Consider the following 22,818-nt stretch of genomic DNA (forward strand, 5'->3'; position numbering starts at 1 on the left):
AATGGCATACTCAGAAAAAGTAATGGAACATTATACCAACCCTAGAAATGTTGGTACTTTAAATAAAGATAACAAGAACGTAGGAACAGGATTAGTTGGTGCACCTGAGTGCGGTGACGTAATGCGTCTACAAATTGAAGTAGATGACAACAATGTGATCACAGATGCAAAATTCAAGACCTTTGGTTGCGGATCTGCAATTGCTTCTTCTTCTTTAGCTACAGAATGGTTAAAAGGAAAAACTGTAGATGAGGCTTTGGCCATCGACAATATGGATATCGTGGAAGAATTGGCTTTACCGCCGGTAAAAATCCACTGTTCAGTATTGGCTGAAGATGCGATCAAATCTGCAATCAACGATTACCGCGTTAAAAACGGTATGGAGCCAATTGCAATGCCTAAATCTCATCACTAATTTCAATCATAGTTTGGCAGGCAATTTGTTTTGTCCTGTTAAACTTTAATTTTTAAAACGATGATTACGATAACCGATAAAGCGAAAAGCAAAATTGATCACCTGATGCAAGATGCGCAGATGGATGACACTTATTTTTTGCGCGTCTCTGTAAAAGGTGGTGGTTGCTCTGGTTTATCATACAATTTAGATTTTGATAACGAAGAGAAAACCGGAGATCAGTTTTTCGAAGACAGAGGGATCAGGATTGCATTAGACATGAAATCCTTCCTTTATCTTGCCGGTACTGAGCTTGACTTTTCAGATGGTTTAAACGGAAAAGGATTCAATTTCCATAACCCTAACGCAAGTCGTTCTTGTGGTTGTGGCGAAAGCTTCTCTGTTTAACTTATATACCTTATTGATTTAAAAGGGCACTCATGTGCCCTTTTTTCATGTACTGATTTTTTCTTTCCAAAGAAAAGTTTATCATTGTTCCTCCAATCAAACAAAATATAATAACATGGTATCATTTAATGAGTTTTCTACTGTACCTAGTCTCTTGAGAAATGTGGTAGAAAACATCCATAAACCAACCGAGACTTTCCTCATTCATAAAAAGAATGCAGATTGGGAAGAGATCTCTTTTGAAAAAACACTGGAACGTGCGGATGCTGTTGCTTCATTCTTCCTGGATAAAGGAATTGTAAAAGGAGACCGGATGGGCTTAATGATCGAGAATTCTCCTGATTATGTTTATTATGATCAGGGTATTCAGCAGATTGGTGCAATTAATGTCTCTATCTATCCTACGTTATCTGAGCAGGAAGTCACCTATATCATCAATGACTCCGGGATCAGAGCGATCCTCATCGGAAGCCCTTTTCTATATAAGAAAGTAACCAAAATAGCGGAAAACTGTAGAAACCTGGAATACATTATTCCTGTTTTCGCAGATTATGAAAAAATTGCTTTGCCAGAAGGAATGAAAGCCAAGGTAATCCCTTTTTCTACTTTGCTGGAAACTCCGGTAAGCGAAGTGAGGCGCGCAGAAATTACGCGCATCAGAACAGCCTTACGTCCTTCAGATATTTCTTCCCTGATTTATACTTCAGGCACTACAGGCACACCAAAGGGTGTGATCTTGTCGCACAACAACTTTGTACAAAACGTAAAAGTTTGTTTGCAGCAAATTCCGATCATCGACGAAACAGAAACCTTTTTATCTTTCCTTCCCTTGTCTCACGTTTTTGAACGTACCGCCACCTATCATGTTTGCTGTGCCCAGGGTTGTAAAATTGCCTATGCACAAAGCCTGGAATTGCTGGCAAAAAACATGGCGGAAATTAAGCCTACGGTGATGAGCTGTGTACCTCGTTTATTAGAAAGAATTCACGATAAAGCCATCAAAAGCGGTACTGCTGGCGGCGGACTAAAATCAAAAATTTTCCTATGGGCATTAGACATCGGACAAAAATACCGCAACGAAAAAGAGGCGGGTAGAAATCCAGGCCTGTTTTTATCCGCTGAAAAAGCAATCGCAGAGAAATTAGTTTTTAGCAAGATTAAAGAGAAAACCGGGGGCCGCTTAAAGTTCATGCTTTCTGGTGGTGCCGCATTGCCTAAAAATGTAGGTGAGTTTTTTGGAAACCTGGGAATTAAAGTACTGGAAGGCTTTGGCCTAACGGAAACTTCGCCGGTAATGGCAGTAACGGAATATGACAGACAAGTATATGGTACTGTTGGCCGTGTCATTCCAGGGATTGAAATCGGAATTCAGGATGTAGAGACTAAAAAGATCATCAACATCCAAACGCATGAAACTTTTCAGGAAGGTTTTGAATGTGAAGAAGGTGAGATTATTGTCCGTGGACATTGCGTCATGCAAGGTTATTTTAATAAACCTGCAGAAACTGCCGAAGCCATCGACAAAGACAATTGGTTCCATACCGGTGATATCGGTCGCTTCTATAAAGGAAACCTGCAAATCACAGATCGTTTGAAAAACATGATTGTCAATGCTTATGGCAAAAACGTATATCCTACTCCGGTAGAAAACGTTTACCTGAAAAGTCCTAAAATTGATCAACTGTTCCTAATTGGTGATAAAAGAGAGTATTTAACTGCGATCATTATCCCGAATAAAGAAACCTTACAGGAAGAGTTTAAACTTCCGGAATCCTTTTTCCAACAGCCTCAGCTGTTTATTGAGGATAAAGAGATTGTCGACTGGATCGCCAAAGACATCAAAAAACTCTCTAATGAATTGGCCAAGTTTGAGCGCATCAAGAACTTCAAGATCAAAAGAAACCCTTTTAGTATTGAAGACGGTGAGCTTACGCCAACCATGAAAGCGAAAAGAAAAGTAATTGAGACCAAGTATGCCGCCAACATCGATGAGATGTATGAGGAAGAAGTTGAGGTCGACTAGAGCTCCTTTTCCCGCGTAACACCCCTTATAAAGGTGGTAATTTTCACATCTGTTATAATTGTTATAATAATTGTGAGATATTATACACCCTTTAATCGTATAAAAACCTCACAAATCACTATTTTTGTGAGGTCACAGGAATCTGTGATGATAATCAGCATTAAATAAACCTTTTCCGGCATGATGCCGGACAGATCACAAATATGAGTACAGGACTATCAGAACAAGAGTTGTTGCGTAGAAATTCGCTAAACCAACTTCGTGAATTAGGGATCGATCCCTACCCTGCTGAAGCATTTGAAATCAATGCCCATGCAGCAGATATTTTAGCTAACTACGAAAGAGATAAGACTGCATATAAGAACATCAGCATTGCAGGCCGTATCATGACCCGCAGAATTATGGGTAGTGCTGCCTTCGTAGAATTGCAAGATTCGACAGGAAGAATACAAGTTTACTTAAAAAGAGACGAGCTATGCCCTGATGAAGATAAAACCTTATACAATACCGTATTCAAGAAGTTATTGGATCTGGGCGACTTTATAGGCGTAAAAGGCTATGTTTTCACAACCCAGACTGGCGAGATCTCTGTTCACGTGACGGAATTCAAATTATTATCAAAATCTCTGAAGCCTTTACCAGTGGTAAAACGTGATGAGGAAGGAAATATTTACGATGGTTTTACTGATCCGGAATTGCGCTACAGACAGCGTTATGTGGATCTTACCGTAAACCCTGGATTCAAACAGATTTTCATCAACCGTTCAAAAGTCATCAATACGATGAGAAACTACTTTGATGAACAAGGTTGGATGGAAGTAGAAACACCAATCCTTCAACCGATCCATGGTGGTGCAGCGGCGCGTCCATTTGCGACACACCACAACACCCTGGATATGCCTTTATACCTCCGTATTGCGAATGAGCTTTACCTGAAAAGGCTAATCGTTGCCGGTTTTGATGGCGTTTATGAGTTCGGTAAAATGTTCAGAAATGAAGGCATGGACCGTACGCATAATCCGGAATTTACCGCAATGGAAATCTATGTAGCTTACAAAGACTACATCTGGATGATGGGCATGGTAGAAGAATGTCTGGAAAGAATTACAATTGCTATTCATGGGAAAGCAGAAATTGAGGTGGGTAAACACAAAATCAATTTCGAAGGTCCTTATGAAAAGCTAACCATGTATGAATCTATCCAGAAATACACAGGTATCGATGTATCTGATATGACGGAAGAGCAAATCAAGGAAGTTTGCAAAAGCCTGAATATTGAAGTAGATGCTTCTATGGGCAGAGGAAAGCTGATTGATGAGTTGTTTAGTGAGAAAGTTGAAGCCAACCTGATCCAGCCAACATACATCACGGATTATCCTTTGGAAATGACTCCACTGGCTAAGAAACATAGAAGTAAAGAAGGCCTGGTAGAGAGATTTGAGCTGTTTGTAAATGGTAAAGAAATTGCCAATGCTTACTCAGAGCTGAATGACCCTATCGATCAGAAAGAACGTTTGGTAGATCAATTGAAACTGGCTGAAAGAGGTGATGATGAAGCGATGGCCATGGATGAAGATTTCCTTCGTGCATTGGAATATGGTATGCCTCCAACTTCTGGTTTAGGTATCGGTATTGACAGATTGGTGATGTTAATGACCAACCAGTCTACCATTCAGGAAGTTTTATTCTTCCCTCAGATGAGACCAGAGAAAAAAGCGAAAGTAACTACTGATGAAGATTTCGTCAATGCAGGTATCCCAGCAGCATGGGTTCCGGTAATCAGAAAGATGAACATCAATACGATTGAAGAGCTAAAAGCAGCAAATCCGAATAAAGTATTTAACGACTTAGGCGGAATGCGCAAGAAATTGAAACTGGACTTAACGATGCCTTCGAAAGAGGAAGTTGAAGCTTGGTTTGCTTAACAAACTCATAACATAAACTTAAAGGCTTGCTGCATAAATTGTAGCAAGCCTTTTTTAATTTTAGGCATATATTAAAACCTAGAAAATATGATCAGTTCAAGTTTAGAAATCACAGAAAGTGAATACTGCATTAAGCTCAATAAAGAAGACTTTGACTTGACTTTAATCCGTCAGTTGATTACCAGAATCCAGTCGGAGCAGTTGTTCTTCAGCAAGAAGAAAGAAGCGATGGAAGATGACATCATCAGCAGATCGAACGAGCGTAGCTATGAGGATTTTGACAGATTGAGTGAAAAATAAAAAGCCACATTTTCATGTGGCTTTTTATTCAATTCTTAAATATTCTTATTTGTATCTTACTTGTTGTTGTCTGTCCATCATGCCCATCTGATCTTTCATCTGTTTGATCTGATCAGCAAGTAATTTATTCTTATCGGCTTTCTTCGCTTCCGTTAAATACATCTGCGCTTCTCTTTTATTTCTCTTTCCCATTGCAATTCCCGCAAGGCTCAATTTAGCCAATGCGATGTTGTGGTTCATGGTCATTCCTAATGCAAGTGCTTTCTTGAAATATTTTTCAGAAGCCATTGGTGCTTTTCTGGATTCAATTAAACCAATCAAAAGATTGTAGTAACCATGTTGGGCTTTAATCAATTGTTTCTCATAGTCAGTAATTCTTCTTAAGAAAACTTCAGATTTAGCCATGTTATCTTTTCTTAAATACCATTGTGCAAGCAACATATTCTCATTGAAGAAGTAAGTTACCAGGATTAAAAGACTGATGAAAAATGCTAAAATTCCCCATCCCCATAAACCGAAGACCATCAGGGCGATGGCCCCTCCTAACACTGCGAAACCTATAATAAGGCGAACTATATTTGGCATATTCCTTTTAAATTATTTTTTGCAAATATCGTGTTTATATCACAAAAAGCAGATTTAATTTATAATTTCAAGAAAAGAAAAGGATAAGTATCCCAATCAACCTCATAAACCAAGCCCAACCTTCATGAAAAAGTTAATTACCTTTACGCTCTTATTATTTGCTATGACAGCCAGTTCACAAGAAATCAACAAAAAAACCAAGGACGATACCGGAAAGGTCACCGGTTTAATCAACATCTGCAGCAGAGCGGCTTTACAAGCCCTTCCAGATACGCAGCACAAATATGAGCTGGAATATCCGGCCTACCAGCCAGATCAGGCTACCCTGACCGCCCTAAAACCTTTGATGAAAGATAAAAAAATCACCATTGTGATGGGAACCTGGTGTGGTGACAGTCAGTTACAAGTACCTCATTTTTACAAAGTGCTGGATGCTTTAAACATTAAAGAAGCAGACATCACCTTGATCTGTGTAGACCACAGTAAAAAAGCTGAAAATGGTCTGATAGATGGAATGAGCATCACAAACGTCCCTACTTTCATCGTTACCGCTGCAGGAAAAGAACTGGGTCGCATTACAGAATCACCAAGAGAAACACTGGAAAAAGATATGTTGAGTATCTTCGCGAAAAAATAAAATACCATGATAGATACCGACAGCCCATTGAATTTAGATAAAAGCTGGCTGGCTCATTTAGAACCAGAGTTTGACAAAGACTACCTGAAAGCTTTGCAAGCATTTTTATTGGAAGAAAAGGAAGCGGGACACGAAATCTATCCTCAAACCAACGAAGTCTTTAGTGCCTTAAATCATACGCATTTCGATCAGGTGAAAGTGGTGATCCTCGGACAAGATCCCTATCATGGGGCTGGACAAGCACATGGCCTATCCTTTTCTGTACAAAAAGGTGTAAAAGTTCCACCTTCTTTAAAAAATATCTACAAGGAACTGAGCACTGATATCGAAGGCTTTGAAACGCCAGACCATGGAAATCTAACGCAATGGGCAGATCAGGGTGTACTTTTACTGAATGCAACCTTAACCGTCCGGGCAAAAACAGCAGGTTCCCATCAAAAAAAAGGTTGGGAAATGTTTACCGACAAGGTCATTACAGAGTTATCGAAAAAAAGAACAGGATTAATTTTCATCCTCTGGGGTGCTTATGCACAAAAGAAAATCACTTTAATAGATACCACTAAACATACCGTGATTATTGCCCCACATCCCTCTCCTTTTTCTGCATACACCGGATTTTTCGGCAGTAAGCCTTTTTCAAAAACCAATGATCAATTGATCAAGCAGGGAGAAAATCCGATCAACTGGCAAATCAGCTAAAAAGCAAAAGGGGTTATCCAACCTACATTGAATACCCCCTTTTGAAATAAAAAACAGGATCCCCCCTGTTTTTTTTCCTAATTGAATAGGTTAAAGAAACAATTTTTAATACTCCAAAGGAACGATCGGTTCTTTCTTTGTCGTAGACATAATCATCATCGTTTGAAAAGTTTTCACTACAGAGATCTTACTGATCTTATCCATGATCAAACGCTCATAAGCTTTAATATCGTTCACATACACCTTTAAAAGAAAATCTGCTTGTCCGGTTACGTGATGACATTCTGTAATTTCCTTAATTTGGTTTACTTCGTCAAGGAAAATCTGAATGGTATTGTTCTTATGAAAATCTAATTGAACCTGGATAAAAGTTTTGATCCCTAATCCTAGCTTCTCTTCATCCACTAAGGCATGGTAACTTTTTATGAAACCCGACATTTCCAGTTTACGTACCCTTTCTAAGGTTGGTGCCGGAGAAAGTCCGATTTCCTGGGATAATAGAAGATTGGTAATCCTACCATTCTCTTGTAATAGTTTCAGTATTTTAAAGTCTGTTTTATCTAATTCTGCTGCCATCTGTGTTTAAAATATAGCCAAAGGTAGGCTATCAATACGAAATTCACCAAATTTTATTCTAAAAATCGTACAAATAATTATAGTTTATTTCTCTTTAATTTTTTAGATTTGTCTAAACATTTAGTTAGACACCTAAAAATGCAATCATTCACTGAAGAGAACTACCTGAAAACCATCTATCATTTATCGGAGAACAATGAGGGCGCTGTACAAACCAATGCGATTGCTGAAAAAATGCAAACCAAGGCTGCTTCAGTAACTGATATGCTCAGAAAGCTTTCAGAGAAGGAACTGATCAATTATAAAAAGTATCAGGGTGCACATTTAACACCTCTAGGCAAGCAAACCGCAATCAATGTGATTAGAAAGCATCGGCTTTGGGAAGTATTTCTCGTGGAAAAACTAAATTTCAAATGGGATGAAGTTCATGACATTGCAGAAGAACTTGAACACATCAATTCCCCGGAATTGGTAGAACGACTAGATGAATTTCTGGCTTTCCCAAAAAATGATCCGCATGGCGATCCCATTCCTGACAAAAACGGGAATTTTGATTTCGTACCATTCATAAAACTCAGTAAGCTTAAAAAGGATGATAAAGGATTGATTATGGGGGTGAGTGAACATTCCTCTGCTTTCCTGAAGCATCTGGAAAAATTGGGCCTTACGTTAGGAAAACCATTAACTGTTAGTGCCATCAATGATTTTGATGGTTCAGTAGAAATAATTGTAGACGATAAAAAAACAAGTGTAACCAGAGAAATAGCCAAGCACATACTCATCAGGATTTAACATGAAGCATTCCGAATCTCTAAGCGAAGTAAATCAAAGCGTAGACACCAGTAAGCGCAAAGGCTGGCGTCGTATTTTATCATTCATTGGCCCTGCTTACCTGGTGAGTGTTGGATATATGGATCCCGGAAACTGGGCAACAGACATTGCCGGGGGGAGTAAATTCGGATACCAGTTGATCTGGATCCTATTAATGTCCAACCTGATTGCCCTATTGCTACAATCTTTAAGTGCCCGACTGGGTATCGTTAGGGGACTCGATTTAGCACAAGCTTCCAGAAATGCCTATCCTAAATGGATCAATATTCCATTATTTGGTCTTGCACAAACGGCCATTATCGCCTGTGATCTTGCAGAGATCATTGGTATGGCCATCGGTTTACAACTTTTATTCGGTCTTCCCTTAATCTGGGGAATTAGTGTGACCATATTTGATACCGTATTGCTGTTATTCTTGCTCAATAAAGGCATGCGTAAAATGGAGGCCTTTATTGTATCTATGGTATTCATTGTCGGTCTTTCCTTCCTGGTGGAGATGTTTATTGTGGAACCGAATTTAAAAGAAATTGTGAAAGGATTTGAGCCTTCGATGTTAGGAGGCGAGGCTTTATACATTGCGATTGGGATTATTGGTGCCACAGTAATGCCACACAACCTATACCTTCATTCCTCTCTGGTGCAGACCAGGAAGTTTGAGCGTGATGAAAAAGGCATCAAAGAAGCGATCAAATTCAATTTTATTGATACTGCAGTCGCGTTAAACCTGGCCTTTTTTGTCAACGCAGCCATCTTGATTCTTGCCGCAGCAGCCTTCTATAAAAACGGCTTACATGAAGTCGCAGAGATCCAGGATGCCCACCGACTGCTACAAAACATCTTTGGAAATGTGGCTCCTGCATTGTTTGCCATCGCTTTAATTGCTGCCGGACAAAGTTCAACCGTTACAGGCACCCTTGCCGGACAAATTGTGATGGAAGGCCATTTGAAACTGAGAATTCAACCCTGGTTACGTCGTTTAATTACCCGTCTACTCGCCATCATCCCTGCTTTCTTTACCATCTTAATTCTTGGAGATAAAGCCCTCGGTGGTTTATTGATTTTAAGTCAGGTGGTATTGAGCTTACAACTGGGCTTTGCAGTAATTCCTTTAATCCATTTCACTTCGGATAAAGAAACGATGAAAGGCTTTGCCATCAAGCCTTGGGTGAAAGTGCTCGCTTGGGTCAGCTCTATTGTTATTGTCGCCCTGAATGTGAAACTCGTAGTAGAAGAAATTAACGGCTGGACGAGCGATAGTCACAGTTGGTACTTATATGTACTGGTTATTCCTGCAGCCATCCTGATCGGCTTATTGTTATTGTATGTTTTCATTTATCCACTCCTGAGTAAAACGAAAGAAGGGCAACATAATGCGCCCCATGGCGATGCACTGGACATAGAGGAGATCGAAAAAATCAATTATTCACGCATCGGCATTACCGTTGATTTTTCAAAAAATGACAGAAACACCATTCGTCATGCCCTGATTCAAGGTGGCAAAAAGGCTAACTACTACCTGATTCATGTGGTGGAAACTGCTGCTGCCAGATATCATGGAGAAGCCGCATTAGATGCAGAAACTTTGAGTGATGCTGAAAATCTGGAAAAATACCGGGCAAACCTAAAAGAGCTGGGGTATAAATCTACCGCCCATATTGGCTATGGTGGTACCGTGGCGGCAATTGTGGACATCAGTAAGCAAAATGACCTGGAATTATTAGTTATGGGTGCCCATGGTCATCAAGGCTTAAAGGACCTTATTTTAGGAACTACGGTGAATTCGGTACGACATAAAGTAACTATTCCCGTATTAATTGTCCGATAAAATTCAGAAATCAAATATCTTTCGGATATTAGCGGTATTCTTATAAAATCTGGTATAGAATATATCTGTACCAGGCTTTGTGAAAATTGAGACCAATGAAGAACGACATTCAAATTAAAAATAAAAGAGCTTACTTCGATTACCATATTGTAGAGGAATTTAATGCCGGATTGGCCCTGCTGGGTACGGAAATTAAAGCAATCAGACAAGGTAAAGCAAATATGTCCGATGCCTTTTGCATGTTCATAGGAGATGTTCTTTACGTTAGAAACTTACACATTTCTGAATATAGCCACAGCTCTTTCCACCATCACGATATTAAGCGCGACAGGGTATTACTACTTCATAAAAAAGAGCTGAAGAAGCTAAAATTCAGGAGTGAGGAAAAAGGCTATACCATTGTCCCTTTAAGGATTTATACCAATGACAGGGGTTACGCAAAGATCCAGATCGCTTTGGCGCAGGGTAAAAAAGAATTCGACAAAAGAGATAGTATCAAAGACAGAGAATCCAAAAGAGAAATGGATCGTGCAATGAAGGAATAATTAACCTGGTTTTACTTACCAGGCTTGATCTCCTACCAAAGGTACAAAACGGAAAGTATCCAGTTCAATCCTATCGTAATCTGTATCACTTATGCGGATCACGGTAACCATTTTCTGGATATTTTCATCACCTACCGGAATCACCAAAATCCCTCCTATTTTCAACTGCTTGAGTAGTGCTTCAGGAACCCATGGAGCGCCAGCAGTTACAATAATCTTATCATAAGTGGCATGTTCAGGAATACCTTTAGAGCCATCGCCTAAGAAAAAATGAGCATTATATCCCATTCCAGGTAAAACGCGAATGGTGTGTCGGTAAATGTTTTCCTGGCGTTCAATTGTATAAACATTAGCACCCAATTCCATTAAAATACAGGTTTGATAACCAGAACCTGTTCCGATTTCCAGCACCTTGTCTCCTTTTTTAATGTGGAGCAATTCGCTTTGATAAGCTACGGTATAAGGTTGTGAAATCGTTTGACCATCACCAATTGGAAAGGCAATATCTTTATAAGCCTGATTCCAAAAAGTTTCATCGAAGAAAAAATGACGCGGTACTTTTCCTATGGCTTCGAGCACCCGCTTATCGGTGATCCCTCTACCCTCAAGATGTGTAACCAACTTCTTTCTCGCTCCCCGTTCCCTATAATTATCTACAAACTTATATGCCATTACTCAAAAATAGGTTTTTGAAAACTAATGCGCTTACATAATCGACGGCTAAATTATAATCGTCACAGTATCAATCGCAATAAAACTAATAAGGATCAACATCCACCTGAACAATTGCACCACGGTATTCTTTTTCCGCCTGAAATTGCAAAATAACGTCCTTCAATATCGATTTCACTTTAGTGATGGCCGTATTTTTATCGGTTTTAATGATGATCTGTTTGATGTAATAATTCCTGATTCTGCCTACCATTGGTTGCTCTGGTCCTAATACACGACTTCCCAAATGTCCTTTGAGGACATTCGCGAATTTCTGCGCAGCAACATTTAGCAAGTTCATGTCTTTATGCTTGATATTGACAAAAATAACTCTGGTAAATGGTGGATACTGGAACTCTCTTCGCTCACGAATTTCATCCGTGTACATTTCCTGGTATTTATTGTCAATTACCTGCGTAATGATTCTGTGTTTATCATCATATGCCTGAATAATCACCTTTCCTTGTTTATCCCTTCTTCCGGCTCTACCGGCCACTTGTGCAAGCAATTGATAGCTTCTTTCAAATGCTCTGAAATCCGGATAGTTTAATAAAGTATCCGCATTAATCACGCCAATTAAGGTCACATTATCAAAATCCAGCCCTTTGGCTACCATTTGCGTACCAATCAGAATGTCAGTTTTCTTTTCCTGGAAATCGGATATAATTTGCTGCAGTCCATTCTTTGTGCGCGTACTGTCTACATCCAATCTTGCTATTTTCGCTTCCGGGAAGATCAAGGTGAGTTCTTCTTCCACCCTTTCTGTTCCGAAACCTTTTTGCTCAATATGTACAGATCCACAAGCCGGACAAACGTTGATGCTATTTTGATGATATCCGCAATAATGGCAATGTAATTTACCACTTGTTTTATGGTAGGTTAAACTCACATCACAGCTCACACATTTTGGAGCGTATCCACAAGTTGCGCAAATCAGGATTGTGGCATAACCACGCCTGTTTTGAAAAAGAATAACCTGCTCTTTTAATTTCAAAGTTTCTTCAATCTCCTCAATCAGTTTAGTCGAGAAATAAGAAATCATCTTTTTCTTTTTAGTCTCTTCAGAAATACTGATCACTTCCTGGATAGGCAAGGCTACCCCACCAAATCTTTCGGACATAGTAACCAATCCATACTTCTGGTGTAAGGCATTGAAATAACTTTCAATGGAAGGCGTTGCTGAGCCCAGTACTACTTTTGCCTTATGCAACCAAGCCAGGTACACTGCTGCATCTCTTGCCTGATATCGTGGTGCTGGTTCCTGCTGCTTATAAGAAGACTCGTGTTCTTCATCAATTACAATCAGCTTTAAGTTTTGGAAAGGTAGAAATACAGCCGATCTGGCACCCAGAACGATCCTATATTTACCGTTAAGCACTTTATTCCAAATTTCTACCCGCTCATTGTTATTGAATTTAGAGTGATATACCCCAATAGCATCTCCAAAATAGCGTTGGATACGTTCTACAATCTGGGTAGTCAAAGCAATTTCCGGCAAAAGGAACAAAACTTGTCCGCCGTTTTCAATTGCTTTTTCAATCAACCTAATATATACTTGTGTTTTACCTGAAGCCGTGACTCCATGTAAAAGTACCACATCTTTCTTTTCAAATTCCGTTTCAATTTGTGTCAAAGCCAGCTGCTGATTTTCACTCAACTCAAAGTTCAGCACGAAATCCTCGTCCTGATCCTTTAGCCTGCTTACCGGCTTCTTCTCTATCACAAAAACTTCCTTATCCATTAACGTTTTCAGCGTACTGGGCCCACTACCACTCTCTTCAAGCAGTTGTGCCTTCGGGATCGCACTTTGTTGTCTGGATAGCTTTAAATAAGTCAGCAATAAGTTCAATTGCTTTGGAACTCTTTCCAAAACAGCGAACAATTCTTTCAAATTTTCCTCTTCCTGATAAAAAGAATGGAGCGTTACAAATGACTTCAGCAATGGTTTATACTTTTCAATCACCTCTTCGGCGATGTAAACCATTTCCTTATCCAATAAAGTATTGATGATTGGATACACGGTTTTTTGGCCCAATAAAGCAGATACCTGATCAATGGTAAGCCTACCATGTACTTTTAAGGCATTGATTAGGGTTTCCTGTTTAAGATTGAGGACTTCTCCATCCTGAGGAAATTCTTCTTTCAGCACGATGATCGTTTCACTGGCCAACTTCAGTCCAGCCGGTAAAGCAGCCGACATCACTTCACCCTCATTACAAAGGTAATAGCTCGTCATCCAGTCCCAAAACTCCAGTTGTGAAGCGGTAATCACCGGATGCTCATCAACCACATCAATGATATATTTCGCTTGATAGATTTCTGGTGCCTGTTGGCTGATGCTTTTAATTAGCGCCGTATAAATCTTGCTTTTCCCGAACTGAACCACCACTCGCTTTCCTATCGCGACCTGATCATTCAATTCAAAAGGCACCCTATAAATATAATTTTTCGCCAAAGAAAGTGGCAGGATTACCTCAATAAACAGGGTTTCCCTTTCTGCAAATTCCAGTTGACCAGAACTCATCCTTACTTGTTATTTGAAGCGGCAAAGAACAAACTTCCCCAACCAAGAATAAACAGTAATCCACCAATCGGCGTAATTGGCCCTAACACAGCTCCAAACCCAATATGAGTAATCTCCCTGGTCGCCAATAAGTATAGTGATCCTGAGAACAGGATAATTCCAAAACTGAAGAAAATACAAGCCAATTTAAGTAGCTTAGGTTGTTTCATACTCAACTGCGAAAGAAACAGTAAGGCGAAAGTATGATAAAACTGATATTCCACTCCCTTGCTCCAAATTTCCAATGCTTCAGGACTGACCTGGCTTTTTAAACCATGGGCACCAAAGGCACCTAGTATGACTGCAGTTAATCCAAATAGAGAGGCGGTTAAAATAATAGGTCTGTTGCTCATAAAATCGGCTTTTTTAATCTTCCAAAATTAAGAAACTTGGTTGCATTTTCTTAGTAATCCCAACTTATTAAATTAAATTTGTAAGGACAGCAATGAAAAAGATCCTACTTAGCATCATCACACTCCTAACGGCCATTGTGACCATGGCCTATCTTTATTTTTCTAAATTAAATACGGCCCATGCACAGTCTGACCTCAGCCTGTATGCCGCGGTTAGTGAATCCGGTTTTATATTCTCCTTTGAGCAGGACAAAAGCGTCCTGGATATTTTAAAAGGACAGGATAATTTTGAAGAGATCATGGGTCCTGAGAAATTCAAATCGTTGCAATCCTTAAAAAATGTGGTACTTTCTTCAACTGCTTTAAGCGGACTCACGCAAAAGCAAATGGTGTACCTCGGTATCCTCCCTGGAAAGGGAAAGGAACTTGATTTCATCATCAGCACGCAGAGCGATCAGGAGATGAGCAAAACACAACTTTTTCATGCTTTAAAAACTGCGGCAATGCGAGTAGACAGCGCTGGAGGCCAGACCAAATTGACCTTAGCAGATAGCAGTGTATTTTACCTGGGCCTCAAAGATCATTTAATCTTATTGTCCAATCGTCCGGAGCCTATCAAAACCATATTGTCAAAGCCTATTGATAAGACTGATGACCAATTTGTAGAATACATTAAATCTGGCAGTAAATTATCAAAAAACAGCTTGGCACAACTCTACCTAAACTTCAACAAAATCCCAGCCTTGCTGAAGCCTATAATCCCTGGAAAGTTAAACGGAGAGCTAGCTATTTTTAACCAACAGCATGCATTTGCCCTTTTAACATATAATTTCAGCAAGGAAAGGGTACTTTTTACCGGAACTACCCTTATCCAAAATCCAAATAGTTATTATCAGTTATTTGCGGAAGAAGTTCCTCAAAAAATGAGTATTCAGAACATTCTTCCAGAAAAAACCGCAAATTTCAGTATCTATGCCATAGATAAATATGAGCCCTGGAGCAAAAAGCTGGACCAATGGTTTACAAGTCATAAAGAAGATCAGAAACGCGTAAAGTTCGCAGAGGCCATCAATCAGAAATACCATTTAAACTTGGAATTACTGTTTCCTAAGTACTTTCAAAATCAAATGATGACATTTCAGCTGAGTACTGGTGAAAAACTAGGAGCCATTAACCTAAGCAATGGTGATAAGCTAGATCAGCTCCTGATTGACATCAGTGAGGATTACTCCGAAGACCTTAAATTATTTAAAGAACCTGATCTTTTGTACACCTATTTTGGCATGCCCTTTCAAGGTTTCAAAAGACCATATTATACGATATTAGACAATTACCTGGTTTTCGCCAATACAGCGGCAACGCTTCAATCTTTTTTAAAGGACTATAGGGAAAATCAATTGCTCATCAACACTGCCCGATTTATAAATGTGACCAATCAACTCCCAAATAATTCCAACCTTAATTTCTACATAGACCATCAGAATTCCAAAAACATCTGGGCTAAGAACGTATATCTTCCCTTTTTCAATCGGCTTACCGCAGAAAATGGCCTAAAAAACTATGAATCTTTTGTCTATCAATTGAGTGGAGATCATGGGAAATTTCAAACCAATTTGCTAATCGGCAAGTTTGTTGGTACGGAAAAAGATTTTTAATATTCTAACCAGAAGTAATTTATAATCATCAAGTTTGTTTAGCAAATAACAAAATATGTTAAAAAAGGCGCTCTGCATTGTTATCCTGTTTCTTTTCGCCCATCAGTTAAAGGCGCAACAGTATGGTCTTTTCAATACCAAAACATTATTTGATGGTTTTGAAAACCCGGCACAAAAAACATTTACCCTGGATTCATCCAGGAAGTATGCTTCCAACTTCTTTTTGCCTTATCTCGGGGCAAATGTGGCTAGTAAAGGCAATGATGATTTTATACGTAAAGTCATCAACGAACAAGTTTATGATTCAAAAAACATCCCATTGGGGCAGAAAGGCTTCAATACCCTTTATCAAAACACCAATGCCTACCTATTAACCTTTAAAGTATTTAATTCTTACAAGTATCAGAAAGAGCTGGGATTTTCCTGGCAACTGAGAACAGATGGTCTGGCAAAATATACCAATGAAACATTGGTGCTGGTAGACAACTATCAAAGATTAAAAAATGAGATGCCTAAAAGAGGTGCATTTAATGACAAGGGCTATGCGCAGACTTATCATCAGTTCAGTGTTACCTATAGAGAAAATTACACCAAGAGGCTGGCTTTTGGTGCCAAACTGAGTCTATTGAGCGGAACCAGCTATAACCAATTAAACATTAGCGACTCCGACCTCTCGCTTGATCAAACCAACGGCCGTTTAAGCGCGAAGTTTGTCGGCAATTACCGCAGCACCTTTAAAGATATTGATGAACTGAGTACCAATACCTTTATGCCTACGTTCAAAAATCCGGGAGCCTCCATCAGTTTGGGTACTTCCTATCAGAGTAAAAGTGGCTATTTCCTAATGGCAAATTTAAAAGACTTGGGTTTCATCAGGTGGAACAGCCAATCTTACTATAAAAATGTCAATGAAGTTATTGAAATTGAAGGAAGTACCGACAATAGAGATCAGTTTCAAAACCGCCTCTCGGATGCATTGCTGAAAAATGCAGAAAGACGTGGTTTTTACTCCGCTACCAATGCAAAATTAGATGCCATGCTGTCGAAAAGCTTTGGTTTATGGACCCCATCGATCATTGTATCTAAAAACCTATTCTACGCAGGTGGAGATGCCGCCATGGTCAATAAATTCAAGTACGATGGTTTCTCTGTATCTGCTACACCTACTTATAATTTCCAGAAGTTATTTTACTTGGGGCTTCAGACCATGTATCAAACCCCGAATTTCGAAGTATTTCTAGGCTCTGATGATGTATTAAAAACGACCAGTCAGGTTAAGGGGATCCTGAATAAGGACGCCACTTTAGGCAAAAGTTATAACGGGGCATCCGTATACTTTGGAATTGGAATCAAATTCGGAAATTATGTAGAGCATCCACAAAACAGCAGTACGATGCCGGGGATTGGAGAACAACCACAAAGTGTATTCCAGCGCATTTTCAGCATCTTCTCGAAAAAGAAATAGGTTACTTTTTCTTTGGGGTTGTAAAGACGAAATCTTTCAAATAGAAAGGCTCAAAATAGGCTACATCTTCAAATTTACCTTGCGTGTAAGCAGCCATAGCCAAGCGGCTCATATTGCCTGCAGAGTTAAAGTTGGCAGTAGAAAAATGCGCATTTTCATGTTGTAATGTCTCTGTGCATTTTGCGGCACCGTCACCAATAAATGTGACTTTTTGTGCCGATAACAAGCTTTCAAAGCTATGTTCATCAATAATTTTCGCTTCTACAGGGGATACGTAATCCAGTTGCGGATCAAAAACTGCAGTGAACACCTCCATTCTTCTGGCATCAATCATCGAGCAAACCAGTCCTTCAGGAAGGGCTTCGGCTTTCCAAAAACCTTCAGCCATCATTTGCAAGGTATCGATTCCGATTAAAGGTTTATCTAAGGCAAAGCAAAGACCTTTAGCGGTTGACACACCAATTCTCAATCCGGTATAAGAGCCTGGGCCTTTACTTACCGCGATTGCATCCAAATCAGAGAACTTTAATCCGGCGCTATCCATAGCAGATTGAATGAATAAGGTAAGACTTCCAGCATGAATATTACTGGCCATTTCTTCTTTCAGGGCAATGGTTACCCCATCCTGAGAGATTGCGGCAGAACAAACTTGTGTAGCGGTTTCGATTTGAAGTATGGTGATCATCGGGTAAAGGTAATAAATCTGGATTAAGGAACAGGATCATGACCGTGTGCCCCCCAAGGGTGACAACGTCCAATCCGCTTCAAAGTTAACCATCCTCCTTTAAAAGGGCCATGCTTTTTTATCGCTTCTATTCCATATTGAGAACAAGTTGGCGTAAAACGGCAATTGGCACCCAATAACGGCGATATAAACCATTGATATAGCTTAATTAGTCCTAAAAAGAACCAACCGATTACCAGTTTAACTGCCCTGATCATTTTTGATGCTGCCGATTAACCTTTTCAAAGCACTTTCCATTTTCTTCTCCAAAAAGGAGAACTCATAGATCTTCTTCCCCACGTATTGGATAGAAAAGATCAGTAACTGATCTGAACCTTCCAATGATGGATAGAGTTCTGTTTGTTTTTGCAAACGATACACCTCACGAATCCTTCTCTTGATCAAGTTCCTGTCTACCGCTCTTTTGAAGCGTTTCTTAGGTGCATTGATCACTACCTGAGCAGGGAAACTGTGCGGGACATCTACAAAACGATAGGAAATGCGGAATGGGTATAATAAAAAAGAAGAACCGTCTTTAAATAGCAGATCTAATAATTTTCTACTACATAACCGTTCTTCTTTATTAAATGTGTTCATGTTTTTGATCGCAAATTTGCAGATATTGTGATCTGCTAACACTTATTGTGCTGCAATCAAAAATTATGCTTTGTGACGACGTTCGTCAGAAACTGATAGCTTACTTCTTCCTTTTGCACGACGAGAAGCTAATACTCTTCTACCGTTTGCTGTAGCCATTCTTTCGCGGAAGCCGTGTTTGTTTCTTCTCTTTCTTTGCGAAGGTTGGAATGTTCTTTTCATAACTGTATTATATCTTAGACTATTTTTTTAAATAAGAGGTGCAAATATAGCTTGATTTTATTTTAATTGCAAATAGAATTCAAGGTAGTTTTCATTTTTCCTTAAAATCTTACAAGCCAAGCGCTGCTTTAAGCTTAATATAGCCCGTTTTACTTACCGGAAGCCATATGTCAGATTTTAAAAGAACAATATAACTGTCCTTTTCTTTCAGTTCTATTTTTGTCACCTGGGCCAAATTTATGATATATGATCGATGAATACGAATAAATTGTGAAGATTCTAACGTTTGTTCAAAAAAGCTCATTGTCTTATTCTTATGAAAAGCGCCTTCAGTGGTACTTAACTTCACATAATCGTCGTCTGCTTCAAGGTAATGAATATCTGCTATAGGGATGATTTTTATGACACCATTCTTCTTAACGACTACTCTATTTTGCTGAGCGGGGTTAAGTGCAGCAGAATCCAGCAGCTCCCGACTGTACTGTTCAGTCTGATTTAAGCGCGCTGGTAATTTTTGTATGGCCTGATCGAATCTACTTTTCTCTATTGGTTTTAACAGGTAATCTACTGCATTTACTTCAAAAGCTTTAATGGCAAACTCGTCGAAAGCCGTAGTAAAGATCACTGCAGGATGTTGCTCTACCAGTTCCAACATCTCAAACCCATTGATCTTAGGCATTTGAATGTCCAGAAATATAAAGTCCGGCTGATGCTGTGTAATCGCTTTAATTCCTTCAAAGCCATCGCTACACTCCGCAACAACCTCAATATCGGGAAAGCTGCTCAGATAATGTTTTACGACATCCCTGGCCAGGGATTCATCATCTATTAAAATCGTTCTCATCATTAGTTCTGAGGTATTTTTAGCGTTGTTATATATATATTATCTTCGGTAGCCTTGGTTTGTAGCAATTGTTCATCACCAAATAACAGGTACAACCTGCGCTTAATAGCCGATAATCCGAAACCTGTCCCACCTGTCGCCCTCATTTCCGGATCAAAAGGATTTTGCACGGTGATCACCAACCTGTTATTTTCTACTTTCACAAAAATAGAAATCGTAATCGCTGCAGCTGTGTTGTACAAACCAAATTTAATCGCATTCTCTACAATTGGCTGTAAGAGTGTGCCTGGCAGGCATAAATCTAAGGTTTCTTCGGCAACTTTCACTTCAATATTTAACCGATGACTAAAACGTACCTTTTCAATATCGAGGTAGAGTTGTATATATTCCATCTCCTCTTCTACCTTCACCCAGATTTCATCGTCTCTTTTCAAATTCCCCCTTAAAAAAGAAGCCAACTTCATGATCATTGTCCCCGCTTCTGTAGGATTCATGATCGTGAGCGCATAAACTGAATTTAGACTATTGAAAAGAAAATGAGGTTGCAGCTGATGTCTTAACTTATTCAATTCTGCTTCTTTACTGAGGTTTTGAGCAGTTAGTAAACGTTCTTGCGTAGCAGACTGCTCTTCCAAACGGTACCATAAAATATTAGCAAGCGCACACCAGGCAAGGAATACAAACACGATGATGAATCTTAAAATCAGCGACAGCTGCAAAAAACTCCGGTAGGTCAGCTCATTGGTAAACAAATAAGAAAGTGCAAAATTACTAATGAAAGTAATGACACCGGCCAGCATCAACGTGATCACCAGCACAAACAAAATAGTTTCATTCTTGGGTTGGTAATACCCCAGCATATTACTTAAAATCATGCAAGCCAAGGCCAATAGCCCATTTGTAACGAGGCTATCAGCAATGGATATATACCAATTAAAGTTTAATGTATAATAGAAAAGCAAGACAAATACCGAGGTCCAGGCTAAAAATATTGCCAATGCATATCGTTTAATGTTCTTATTAGCTAAGGGTCTGTTGGTCACAACAAGGAATTATTTGGTGAAAATTGTATTTCTATTTAAAAATTGCGAATCTCTACTCCTCCAAACAAGGCCAATCCTGTAATTTTAATGATTTTAGTTCCGCCATCGGAAATCATTACTGGCCCTCTTTTATCCTCTATCCCACCAAAAATCGCGGTCACTTCCGACTTTACAATCCAACTGGAAGGAATAATAATCTTAACCCCCCCAAAAACAGCTACCACCTCCAACACAATTGCACCTTCAAAATCTGCCTGGGTCAGGTTTACATTACAGCCTCCAAAAACAGCAACCATATCTCCTCCCTTGAAATTCTTAGAATATACATACTGATCAGTACCTCCAAATACACAGACTGCATCGATCACGTCATTTTCATCCACCCAAGTGCCCGCTTTAGGCGCTTCCGTAGTGTCCGTAGGTTGCTCTTGCTCCGTAGATGTGCTTTCTGAAAAAGAAGCATCCGTAAAATTCGCCTGTTTCTTTTTCCATTTCTCTCCGTTGAGACGATTTGATTTTGGTTTAAGGATCAAGTACAATCCCATGATGATAAAGGCTACCGCAAAATAATATTTTGACACATCGGCATCTACAATATCCCCCAAAGTAAAGTACCCCCCCACCAGTACCATCGCTAACCAGCCGCGACCTTCAAAATTCTTTTTAAATCCGACCAATAAGCCAATGATGATTAGAAGCGTATGCCAGCTCAGCACCCAATGCGGGAGATAAAATCCCATATTTCTCAACAAAAACACCATTCCAATCCCTAAAAGAATCAAGCCAGCCCATGTGCTATTGTTTTTTTTACCCTCGTTCCACTTTTCCATGGTTATCAATTTATTCGTTTAATCTATGTGTTGTCTACTCAAATGTAGCGTATGAACACTCATTTACAAACCCCAATTACACCGGTTGACAAAAATCATCGGTAAAGTCCCATTTTTTATCGGTAAAAATTATTCGTTAATTTGGAATAGTTCTAATTACCTAGGAAAAGTACTGATTTATGAAAAAACTGATCACTGCAATGCTATGCGTGTTACCGCTTTTGTCAATTGCACAAGCCCCAACAGCACATTATAAAGTATATGATGTCAAAAAACAAAAGCTCATTCCGCTAGACAACTTGCTTAATGACATGAAGGACATAGATGTGCTATTTTTTGGCGAAGAACACAATGATTCCATTGGTCACTTATTGGAATTTGAAATTTATAAAAAGCTCAGCAGTAGCTATCCGAAAACTGCTTTGAGTTTAGAAATGTTCCATACCGATATTCAGCCCGTAATGGAAGAGTACTTATCAGGATTAATTTCTGAAAAAAACTTCGTTAAAGAAGCCAGAGTATGGAAGAACTATGAAGACTATAAACCGCTGATTGAATATGCAAAAACACAGCATTTGTCGGTGATCGCAGCCAATGCGGCCACCAGATATAGCAATACGGTAAGTAAATCAGGTTTATCGATCCTAAATCAATTTCCGGAAAGCTCCCGTACTTTTCTTCCTCCCCTACCAATAGATACGGCAACCGGAAAATATTATGATAAATTTATAGACATGCTTGGCGGTCATGGAATGGGTGGGATGAAGATCTACCAGACACAGAACCTTTGGGATGCAACGATGTCCTGGTCTATCGCCAAGTATTTGAAAAGCCATAAAGGAACAAAAGTATTCCAATTGAACGGCCGTTTTCATAGTGATGAGCAACTAGGTACCCTGGCCAAATTAAAAGCCCTATTGCCAAAATTGAAAATAGCCAACATTTCTTGTTTTTCAGGAGCAGACTTTACGGAACCTGACTGGACAAAATACAACAACCTTGGCGACTATATCATCCTGACTGACCCAACAATTAAGAGAACCTTTTAAGCTTGTAAAGCCCT

The 22,818-nt window shown here is 39.4% G+C and carries 25 protein-coding genes; 13 read left to right on the plus strand and 12 right to left on the minus strand.

Annotated features, from left to right (window positions below):
- Position 1: 1 nt before the first annotated feature.
- The 5 genes from iscU to GM920_RS20545 all read left to right on the plus strand — a co-directional run bounded on the left by iscU (position 2) and on the right by GM920_RS20545 (position 5,050).
- The gene (gene iscU / locus GM920_RS20525; RefSeq protein ID WP_182961020.1) at positions 2–415 is read left to right on the plus strand and encodes a Fe-S cluster assembly scaffold IscU; all 414 of its coding nucleotides are present in this window, start codon (positions 2–4) and stop codon (positions 413–415) included.
- 60 nt (positions 416–475) lie between these two features.
- Positions 476–802 carry a HesB/IscA family protein gene (locus GM920_RS20530; RefSeq protein WP_062549731.1) on the plus strand — a complete coding sequence of 109 codons (327 nt, stop codon included), beginning with the start codon at positions 476–478 and terminating at the stop codon, positions 800–802.
- 115 nt (positions 803–917) lie between these two features.
- Positions 918–2,825, plus strand: a complete 1,908-nt coding sequence (locus GM920_RS20535; protein ID WP_182961021.1) for an AMP-dependent synthetase/ligase — start codon at positions 918–920, stop codon at positions 2,823–2,825.
- 203 nt (positions 2,826–3,028) lie between these two features.
- On the plus strand, positions 3,029–4,750 hold the full coding sequence (gene lysS, locus GM920_RS20540; protein ID WP_182961022.1) for a lysine--tRNA ligase: 1,722 nt from the start codon (positions 3,029–3,031) through the stop codon (positions 4,748–4,750).
- An 87-nt stretch (positions 4,751–4,837) separates the two neighbouring features.
- Complete coding sequence (locus tag GM920_RS20545) at positions 4,838–5,050, plus strand: hypothetical protein (RefSeq protein ID WP_182961023.1); 213 nt, start codon at positions 4,838–4,840, stop codon at positions 5,048–5,050.
- 45 nt (positions 5,051–5,095) lie between these two features.
- Here the strand turns inward: GM920_RS20545 and GM920_RS20550 are convergent, their stop codons facing one another.
- Positions 5,096–5,635, minus strand: coding sequence for a DUF2892 domain-containing protein (locus GM920_RS20550; protein ID WP_182961024.1), 540 nt, complete (start codon positions 5,633–5,635; stop codon positions 5,096–5,098).
- A gap of 124 nt (positions 5,636–5,759) precedes the next feature.
- Between GM920_RS20550 and GM920_RS20555 the strand changes: the two genes are divergently transcribed.
- Entirely contained in the window at positions 5,760–6,272 is a 513-nt protein-coding gene (locus tag GM920_RS20555) for a thioredoxin family protein (protein WP_182961025.1), read from the plus strand.
- 6 nt (positions 6,273–6,278) lie between these two features.
- Positions 6,279–6,971 carry a uracil-DNA glycosylase gene (gene ung, locus GM920_RS20560; RefSeq protein ID WP_182961026.1) on the plus strand — a complete coding sequence of 231 codons (693 nt, stop codon included), beginning with the start codon at positions 6,279–6,281 and terminating at the stop codon, positions 6,969–6,971.
- A gap of 105 nt (positions 6,972–7,076) precedes the next feature.
- Here the strand turns inward: ung and GM920_RS20565 are convergent, their stop codons facing one another.
- The gene (locus GM920_RS20565) at positions 7,077–7,547 is read right to left on the minus strand and encodes an Lrp/AsnC family transcriptional regulator (protein WP_048906633.1); all 471 of its coding nucleotides are present in this window, start codon (positions 7,545–7,547) and stop codon (positions 7,077–7,079) included.
- A 138-nt stretch (positions 7,548–7,685) separates the two neighbouring features.
- On the opposite strand from GM920_RS20565, the gene GM920_RS20570 reads away from it, so the two are divergent.
- The 3 genes from GM920_RS20570 (at position 7,686) to smpB (ending at position 10,748) form a co-directional block, all read left to right on the plus strand.
- Entirely contained in the window at positions 7,686–8,339 is a 654-nt protein-coding gene (locus tag GM920_RS20570; protein WP_182961027.1) for a metal-dependent transcriptional regulator, read from the plus strand.
- 1 nt (position 8,340) lies between these two features.
- Positions 8,341–10,203 carry an Nramp family divalent metal transporter gene (locus GM920_RS20575; protein ID WP_182961029.1) on the plus strand — a complete coding sequence of 621 codons (1,863 nt, stop codon included), beginning with the start codon at positions 8,341–8,343 and terminating at the stop codon, positions 10,201–10,203.
- A gap of 95 nt (positions 10,204–10,298) precedes the next feature.
- Positions 10,299–10,748 (plus strand): SsrA-binding protein SmpB, encoded by a 450-nt coding sequence (smpB, locus tag GM920_RS20580; protein ID WP_182961031.1) that lies wholly within the window; start codon positions 10,299–10,301, stop codon positions 10,746–10,748.
- Positions 10,749–10,763: 15 nt separating this feature from the next.
- On the opposite strand, the gene GM920_RS20585 is transcribed toward smpB, so the two are convergent.
- From GM920_RS20585 to GM920_RS20595, 3 genes are all read right to left on the minus strand, one after another.
- Entirely contained in the window at positions 10,764–11,420 is a 657-nt protein-coding gene (locus GM920_RS20585) for a protein-L-isoaspartate(D-aspartate) O-methyltransferase (RefSeq protein ID WP_182961033.1), read from the minus strand.
- Between the two features lie 85 nt (positions 11,421–11,505).
- A complete protein-coding gene (gene priA, locus GM920_RS20590; RefSeq protein ID WP_182961035.1) occupies positions 11,506–13,983 on the minus strand; it encodes a replication restart helicase PriA in 2,478 nt (825 codons plus the stop codon).
- Positions 13,984–13,985: 2 nt separating this feature from the next.
- Positions 13,986–14,375, minus strand: coding sequence for a DUF423 domain-containing protein (locus GM920_RS20595; protein ID WP_182961037.1), 390 nt, complete (start codon positions 14,373–14,375; stop codon positions 13,986–13,988).
- A gap of 92 nt (positions 14,376–14,467) precedes the next feature.
- On the opposite strand from GM920_RS20595, the gene GM920_RS20600 reads away from it, so the two are divergent.
- Positions 14,468–16,030, plus strand: coding sequence for a DUF3352 domain-containing protein (locus GM920_RS20600; protein ID WP_182961039.1), 1,563 nt, complete (start codon positions 14,468–14,470; stop codon positions 16,028–16,030).
- Positions 16,031–16,085: 55 nt separating this feature from the next.
- Entirely contained in the window at positions 16,086–17,495 is a 1,410-nt protein-coding gene (locus GM920_RS20605) for a DUF5723 family protein (RefSeq protein WP_182961041.1), read from the plus strand.
- Between the two features lies 1 nt (position 17,496).
- Here the strand turns inward: GM920_RS20605 and tsaB are convergent, their stop codons facing one another.
- The 7 genes from tsaB to GM920_RS20640 form a co-directional block, all read right to left on the minus strand.
- The gene (gene tsaB, locus GM920_RS20610) at positions 17,497–18,180 is read right to left on the minus strand and encodes a tRNA (adenosine(37)-N6)-threonylcarbamoyltransferase complex dimerization subunit type 1 TsaB (protein WP_182961043.1); all 684 of its coding nucleotides are present in this window, start codon (positions 18,178–18,180) and stop codon (positions 17,497–17,499) included.
- A 23-nt stretch (positions 18,181–18,203) separates the two neighbouring features.
- Complete coding sequence (gene yidD / locus GM920_RS20615; protein WP_182961045.1) at positions 18,204–18,437, minus strand: membrane protein insertion efficiency factor YidD; 234 nt, start codon at positions 18,435–18,437, stop codon at positions 18,204–18,206.
- Complete coding sequence (locus GM920_RS20620) at positions 18,421–18,816, minus strand: ribonuclease P protein component (RefSeq protein ID WP_182961046.1); 396 nt, start codon at positions 18,814–18,816, stop codon at positions 18,421–18,423. Before GM920_RS20620 ends, yidD begins: the two co-directional genes overlap by 17 nt.
- 63 nt (positions 18,817–18,879) lie before the next feature.
- Positions 18,880–19,038, minus strand: a complete 159-nt coding sequence (gene rpmH / locus GM920_RS20625; protein WP_073232865.1) for a 50S ribosomal protein L34 — start codon at positions 19,036–19,038, stop codon at positions 18,880–18,882.
- A 109-nt stretch (positions 19,039–19,147) separates the two neighbouring features.
- A complete protein-coding gene (locus GM920_RS20630; protein ID WP_182961047.1) occupies positions 19,148–19,885 on the minus strand; it encodes a LytR/AlgR family response regulator transcription factor in 738 nt (245 codons plus the stop codon).
- Positions 19,885–20,880: a sensor histidine kinase gene (locus GM920_RS20635; protein WP_235964601.1), complete on the minus strand. Its 996-nt coding sequence runs from the start codon at positions 20,878–20,880 to the stop codon at positions 19,885–19,887. Before GM920_RS20635 ends, GM920_RS20630 begins: the two co-directional genes overlap by 1 nt.
- Positions 20,881–20,960: 80 nt before the next feature.
- Positions 20,961–21,755, minus strand: a complete 795-nt coding sequence (locus GM920_RS20640) for a LiaF transmembrane domain-containing protein (protein WP_182961048.1) — start codon at positions 21,753–21,755, stop codon at positions 20,961–20,963.
- 179 nt (positions 21,756–21,934) lie between these two features.
- On the opposite strand from GM920_RS20640, the gene GM920_RS20645 reads away from it, so the two are divergent.
- The gene (locus tag GM920_RS20645; RefSeq protein WP_182961049.1) at positions 21,935–22,804 is read left to right on the plus strand and encodes a ChaN family lipoprotein; all 870 of its coding nucleotides are present in this window, start codon (positions 21,935–21,937) and stop codon (positions 22,802–22,804) included.
- The last annotated feature ends 14 nt before the right edge of the window (positions 22,805–22,818 follow it).

Origin of the sequence: Pedobacter gandavensis (genome assembly GCF_014172405.1) — a bacterium.
Classification (GTDB): domain Bacteria; phylum Bacteroidota; class Bacteroidia; order Sphingobacteriales; family Sphingobacteriaceae; genus Pedobacter; species Pedobacter gandavensis.

Coding starts and splice junctions, on each gene's coding strand:
- GM920_RS20630 (WP_182961047.1), bottom strand. CDS start 19,885: ATGATGAGAACGATTTTAATAGATGATGAATCCCTGGCCAGGGATGTC.
- GM920_RS20605 (WP_182961041.1), top strand. CDS start 16,086: ATGTTAAAAAAGGCGCTCTGCATTGTTATCCTGTTTCTTTTCGCCCAT.
- GM920_RS20620 (WP_182961046.1), bottom strand. CDS start 18,816: ATGAACACATTTAATAAAGAAGAACGGTTATGTAGTAGAAAATTATTA.
- yidD (WP_182961045.1), bottom strand. CDS start 18,437: ATGATCAGGGCAGTTAAACTGGTAATCGGTTGGTTCTTTTTAGGACTA.
- priA (WP_182961035.1), bottom strand. CDS start 13,983: ATGAGTTCTGGTCAACTGGAATTTGCAGAAAGGGAAACCCTGTTTATT.
- GM920_RS20530 (WP_062549731.1), top strand. CDS start 476: ATGATTACGATAACCGATAAAGCGAAAAGCAAAATTGATCACCTGATG.
- ung (WP_182961026.1), top strand. CDS start 6,279: ATGATAGATACCGACAGCCCATTGAATTTAGATAAAAGCTGGCTGGCT.
- GM920_RS20570 (WP_182961027.1), top strand. CDS start 7,686: ATGCAATCATTCACTGAAGAGAACTACCTGAAAACCATCTATCATTTA.
- GM920_RS20550 (WP_182961024.1), bottom strand. CDS start 5,635: ATGCCAAATATAGTTCGCCTTATTATAGGTTTCGCAGTGTTAGGAGGG.
- rpmH (WP_073232865.1), bottom strand. CDS start 19,038: ATGAAAAGAACATTCCAACCTTCGCAAAGAAAGAGAAGAAACAAACAC.
- GM920_RS20565 (WP_048906633.1), bottom strand. CDS start 7,547: ATGGCAGCAGAATTAGATAAAACAGACTTTAAAATACTGAAACTATTA.
- GM920_RS20545 (WP_182961023.1), top strand. CDS start 4,838: ATGATCAGTTCAAGTTTAGAAATCACAGAAAGTGAATACTGCATTAAG.
- GM920_RS20600 (WP_182961039.1), top strand. CDS start 14,468: ATGAAAAAGATCCTACTTAGCATCATCACACTCCTAACGGCCATTGTG.
- GM920_RS20575 (WP_182961029.1), top strand. CDS start 8,341: ATGAAGCATTCCGAATCTCTAAGCGAAGTAAATCAAAGCGTAGACACC.
- GM920_RS20640 (WP_182961048.1), bottom strand. CDS start 21,755: ATGGAAAAGTGGAACGAGGGTAAAAAAAACAATAGCACATGGGCTGGC.
- smpB (WP_182961031.1), top strand. CDS start 10,299: ATGAAGAACGACATTCAAATTAAAAATAAAAGAGCTTACTTCGATTAC.
- GM920_RS20595 (WP_182961037.1), bottom strand. CDS start 14,375: ATGAGCAACAGACCTATTATTTTAACCGCCTCTCTATTTGGATTAACT.
- GM920_RS20645 (WP_182961049.1), top strand. CDS start 21,935: ATGAAAAAACTGATCACTGCAATGCTATGCGTGTTACCGCTTTTGTCA.
- tsaB (WP_182961043.1), bottom strand. CDS start 18,180: ATGATCACCATACTTCAAATCGAAACCGCTACACAAGTTTGTTCTGCC.
- GM920_RS20585 (WP_182961033.1), bottom strand. CDS start 11,420: ATGGCATATAAGTTTGTAGATAATTATAGGGAACGGGGAGCGAGAAAG.
- GM920_RS20535 (WP_182961021.1), top strand. CDS start 918: ATGGTATCATTTAATGAGTTTTCTACTGTACCTAGTCTCTTGAGAAAT.
- iscU (WP_182961020.1), top strand. CDS start 2: ATGGCATACTCAGAAAAAGTAATGGAACATTATACCAACCCTAGAAAT.
- lysS (WP_182961022.1), top strand. CDS start 3,029: ATGAGTACAGGACTATCAGAACAAGAGTTGTTGCGTAGAAATTCGCTA.
- GM920_RS20555 (WP_182961025.1), top strand. CDS start 5,760: ATGAAAAAGTTAATTACCTTTACGCTCTTATTATTTGCTATGACAGCC.